Origin of the sequence: Chamaesiphon sp. OTE_75_metabat_556 (assembly GCF_031378165.1) — a bacterium.
Classification (GTDB): Bacteria; Cyanobacteriota; Cyanobacteriia; order Cyanobacteriales; family Chamaesiphonaceae; genus Chamaesiphon.
The window spans coordinates 1-4,397 of record NZ_JANNDR010000189.1 but is presented as its reverse complement, the minus strand read 5'-3'; the positions used below and the strand labels follow the sequence as shown (position 1 = coordinate 4,397).

Annotated in this window: 5 protein-coding genes and 1 pseudogene; 2 read left to right on the top strand and 4 right to left on the bottom strand. The window is 47.8% G+C overall.

The genetic code is table 11. The annotated features are described in order from the left end of the window. A partial coding sequence (locus RMO27_RS07860; RefSeq protein WP_309731077.1) for a transposase occupies nucleotides 1-115 on the top strand: 115 nt, incomplete at its 5' end. Here the strand turns inward: RMO27_RS07860 and RMO27_RS07855 are convergent. Continuing rightward, a complete protein-coding gene (locus tag RMO27_RS07855) occupies nucleotides 76-321 on the bottom strand; it encodes a hypothetical protein (protein WP_309731078.1) in 246 nt (81 codons plus the stop codon). The genes RMO27_RS07860 and RMO27_RS07855 overlap by 40 nt on opposite strands. A gap of 727 nt (nucleotides 322-1,048) precedes the next feature. Further along, the gene (gene pheA / locus RMO27_RS07850; protein WP_309731076.1) at nucleotides 1,049-1,891 is read right to left on the bottom strand and encodes a prephenate dehydratase; all 843 of its coding nucleotides are present in this window, start codon (nucleotides 1,889-1,891) and stop codon (nucleotides 1,049-1,051) included. Nucleotides 1,892-2,155: 264 nt separating this feature from the next. Here pheA and RMO27_RS07845 point away from each other — a divergent pair, with 264 nt between their 5' ends. Continuing rightward, nucleotides 2,156-2,743, top strand: coding sequence for a DUF1997 domain-containing protein (locus RMO27_RS07845; RefSeq protein ID WP_309731075.1), 588 nt, complete (start codon nucleotides 2,156-2,158; stop codon nucleotides 2,741-2,743). Here the strand turns inward: RMO27_RS07845 and RMO27_RS07840 are convergent. Together RMO27_RS07840 and RMO27_RS07835 are read right to left on the bottom strand one after the other, a co-directional pair. After that, nucleotides 2,735-3,358, bottom strand: coding sequence for a ribonuclease HII (locus RMO27_RS07840; protein WP_309731074.1), 624 nt, complete (start codon nucleotides 3,356-3,358; stop codon nucleotides 2,735-2,737). The genes RMO27_RS07845 and RMO27_RS07840 overlap by 9 nt on opposite strands. 77 nt (nucleotides 3,359-3,435) lie before the next feature. Beyond that, nucleotides 3,436-4,397: pseudogene (locus RMO27_RS07835) on the bottom strand (ribonuclease E/G); the annotation flags it as partial.

Sequence of the window (4,397 nt, the reverse complement as noted above, 5' to 3'; positions counted from 1 at the left end):
AGCAGTTGAAGGAATTAACAATAAACTCAAGCTGATAAAAAGGAGAGGGTACGGATTTAGAAATTTTGGCAACTTTCAAATTAGGAGCATGTTGTCATGGCATTTTAGCAATTGAACTTGCATAGCAAGTTCGGTAGAACCGGAATAGCTACCTCCAACATCAACGTTAAAACTGAAAACGTCATAAGGAAAAACAGAATTGCTACCACCACCCCGATCGAAGGTGGGAGCACCTGTAGTATTGCCAGAATAGTTAAAAGTAGCGGCATGAGCGGGAGTTGAGCAGATCGAGCCAATACCTAGAATCGAAACAACCAGCAAGACTTGAGATGTGGTGACATCTTATGTCACCACATCTCGGACGATATTTTGAACGGGGTTATTTTTCATTTTTTCCTTATTGAGTTGGGATAATCCAACGTTAGTGAAACCGAAATTGCGATGTGGGATTTACAACTCTTTTGTCGCCAGCGCGATCGAAAATTGCAGTGAAAATTGCTTCTATACTCTAGATTGCCCAAATAATCGATCGAAACCATAGTTCGATTGCTGCAAGATACTTACAGCAATCCCCATAAGTGAGATCGCGAAGATATCGATCGCTAGAGTAGCACGCGATCGACGATATTTGACCCAGCAAGAACAACACCCAAAGACTAAATTGCTACTTGCGGGTACTTTGGTGAGAACTTTTACGATCGTCAAGATTGGGACTGCAACTGCAATTTCTATTGGCGATCGGTAAAAATGTACTGATTTACATATTTACTAAGTAAATTGGCTTCGTACTGCAAGCATATATCTAGAGATATGTATTGTCAAACAGTAAATTATGTATACATAACAATTTTGTCCACGATCGATCTCACAAGGTCTAAAACGATTGAGCAACGTATGATACTGGCGATTGATAAGCCATCCCAGTATCGATCGTGCGATGTGCTAAATCGCGGCGACTGAGTGGCAAAAATCTCAATCTACGCCAATATACTTACGATTGATCTCTGAAGAGAATTAAATTCACCCAACTTTGAAAATGGGTTTGCGCTTAACCAATGACTTTGGTGTAATAGCTACCGAAGTTTTTCACTGTTTCAGCATAAGCATCTAAATCGGCTAAAGCTGATTTTAACTGGGGACAATTATTGACATTAGTTTCGATATCGATAAAGAACAAATAATCGCCCAGGGAACGTTTGCTCGGACGAGAGGCAATCCGACTGAGATTCAAGTTCCGATTGGCAAAATAGCCTAGTGCTGTCATCAATCCACCTGGAGTATTCGATCGCAAACTAAACGCGACAGATGTGCAGTTGCCAGGCACTGAAGGTTGCAAACCGATCGCCCAAAATTTAGTTTGATTGTCAGGATAATCGTTAATCGGCTGCACCAAGATCGGCAGATCGTACAGATTAGCCGCCCGTACTGAAGAAATTGCGGCAAGCTGGGGATTGGCCGCAAGTGTGCCCAAAGCGGCGGTCGTGGAAGTATCGGCAATCCGCTCGGCATGTGAGAGATGCTGTTGCAACCACTCCTGGCACTGGCTCAGAGCTTGAGGATGGGAATAGACAGTGGTAATCTCACTCAAATTGGTGGCGATCGAAATCAATACGTGTCGGATCGGGAGGACGATCGCTTGCTGGATTTGCAGCTTGGCATCCAGTTGCCAGATGGTATCGGCGGTCATCGTCACCGCACCCTCGATCGAGTTTTCGGCGGGGACGATCGCGAGTGTGGCATCGCCCTGCGCTACTGCTGCCAACGTGCTGGCGATATTGGCATACGGCTCTAAGTCAAAGTCAATCCCCTGAAGCTCTGTCTCTCCGTATGCTTGCGCCGCAGCTTCGGTATAAGTACCTTTGGGTCCTAAATGAGCGATCTTTAAATTCATAAATTTAAGTTGGCAAGTACGATCGCGATTTTGATAATAACTCGCTAAAATACTGAATTATTTAATTTGCTGGAAATCTGGATCGTGAATGCGATAAAATCTTAGGTAAGTGTATTTTATCGTGATCGCTACAACAATCGATTCAACCGGATTTTTTAGCTAAGTTTTCCAGTAGTTAATTTCCAGCTAGTTCGATCTCGATTCACAACTAATAAATTGGCGTTCTGTGCGGCGGTAGTAGTCTGTCATTCTTCCTGACCATATATGCAAATTGTTACCTTTACAGCAGATCGATCGGTGGAAATTGCGGTGCCCAAGCAGCCGATTCCCATTCAGCACTATCTGCGTCAGCCCCATCGGTTGGTACGATCGTTAGTCGATCCCAATCGGATCGAACAGGTGGGCGATGATGAATTTTGCTTGACGATGCGGACATTAAGTTTTTTTGGATTCGAGCTTCAGCCGACGGTATATTTGCGTGTGTGGACGGAAGTCGATGGCACGGTCAGGATTGTTTCCACTAATTGTGAAATTCGCGGGATTGATTATATTGATCGCCGCTTTAGTCTGGAATTGATTGGTGAGTTAGCCCCTCATGAACATCAGGGGCGCACGTATCTAACTGGTATTGCCGATCTCGAAGTCCGCGTCGAGCTGCCCCCTCCAGTCAGCTTCATGCCGAGATCGATCGTCGAGTCGGCTGGTAATAGTTTACTCAAAGGGATTCTCAATACTTTCAAACAAAGATTGTTGAATCAATTATTGGCTGATTATGTCGATTGGGCGCAAACGGGTGCGGCAGGTACTCAGATGCCAGTAGCGACTCAGCCTCAAGCTCCGCACTTAAGTTAGCGATCGCCGATCGCGACACGGACCAAAAGACTGTCGGTGCTCGAAGGTAATCCCATGTTCTTCAATTGCGATCGTGTGTTGGGCGGTACCGTAGCCCTTATTTTTGCCTAGCTGATAATGGGGATAAATTAAACCTAGCTCTGTCATCGCGCGATCGCGCCAAACTTTCGCGAGAATACTTGCAGCCGCGATCGAAATCGATCGATCCTCGCCTTTAATTAAAGTTTCCTGGGGAAAACCGAGATTGGGAATCGGTTTGTTGCCATCTACCAGACATAATTCTGGCGATACGGCTAAACCGTCGATCGCCCGTCGCATTGCCAGTAAACTCGCTTGCAAGATATTTAATTCGTCGATTTCGGCGACACTCGCGACCCCGATCTGATAGGCGATCGCGATTTGGTGAATTTGTGGGACTAGGCGTTCGCGCTGACTGGCGGAGAGTTTTTTGCTATCTTTAATCCCCCACGCCGCACATTGGGCGATCGCGCTTTTGGGTAAGATCGCCGCCGCTGCTACTACGACACCACATAATGCACCCCGCCCAACTTCATCGACACCAGCGATCGTCGCGGCATTGCAAGTATGTTCGTGATAAATTCTGGTTGTAGACATGCGATCTTCAAGGAAAATTTGTTAGCAATTAAAATAGCACCCCGATGGTAATTAATCCGATCGGGGTGCTATTTTGCTCAATCTACTACGGCTGAAGATCGACGTTTTCGCCGTCGATTTTCTGGCAACTCCTCAGCGATATCGCTATCCGGTGTCTCTGTGGCAACTGTTTCGATTTCGATTTCAACGGCAGATTGGTTTACCTCGACTAGCGGCTTGTCAATCGTTACTACCAATTGCGGTGTTTCGATCGTCTCGACTTGCCGCACATCTACTGCTGGATCTGCCGCTGCTGTTAAAGTTTGCACGGAATCAGCCGGTGGCGCAGCGGTTGTTTCCAACTCATCTGAAGCTACCGACTCAATGACAGGCACTATCTGCGCTATTACCTCCGGTAGGCTACACGCCAACGGTTCGGGGGGTAAACTACCGACAGGCACGATATTGACGATCGCCGTTTTCGGATTATTTAACTCCCGACCCAACTTTACCAGTGGTGAAACCCCCATCCAGGCATAGGTTTCTTTCTCCAGATCCGACATTTCGATCGCGACGACTTCGGGTGGTTCGATCGTCGGTCGCGTCGGTTTGACCCGTTGAGGTTTGCCAGGACGTTCCCGTTCGCCGCCCGCATCTGCAACTTCGGTTAAGTCTGCTGAATCGGGTGGGAGCTGCTCTGGGACATATGCCTCGATTTCTGGTGGCGTAAATTTACTGCTCACCAAGGTGGCACGACCGCGATCCTCAACTGGTGGAGACACACTGCGGCGATCTGTCAAGGTGCGACTGCCGGTACCAGCACTCGGAGTGGGCGTTCTCGAATCGCCATTCGGTGTCGGACGGGGCACATTGCGTATGGTCTCGTCTCGCTCGGTGCGACCGACGCGACGGCGACGTTTTTTACCGACGCCGTTTTGCTGTTGGTAGCTGGGGTGATTGACGAGATTGAAATCATCTTCATCTTCGGTGCCTTCTGGCTCGAAGGTTTCCCAGCCTGAGGCAACTGGCGGCCGCAGATCGGGCAAGGTGCGGGCGTTAC

Excerpts from the sequence above, each read along its gene's own strand:
- pheA (WP_309731076.1), bottom strand. The coding sequence starts at position 1,891 with ATGAATTTAAAGATCGCTCATTTAGGACCCAAAGGTACTTATACCGAA.
- RMO27_RS07845 (WP_309731075.1), top strand. The coding sequence starts at position 2,156 with ATGCAAATTGTTACCTTTACAGCAGATCGATCGGTGGAAATTGCGGTG.
- RMO27_RS07840 (WP_309731074.1), bottom strand. The coding sequence starts at position 3,358 with ATGTCTACAACCAGAATTTATCACGAACATACTTGCAATGCCGCGACG.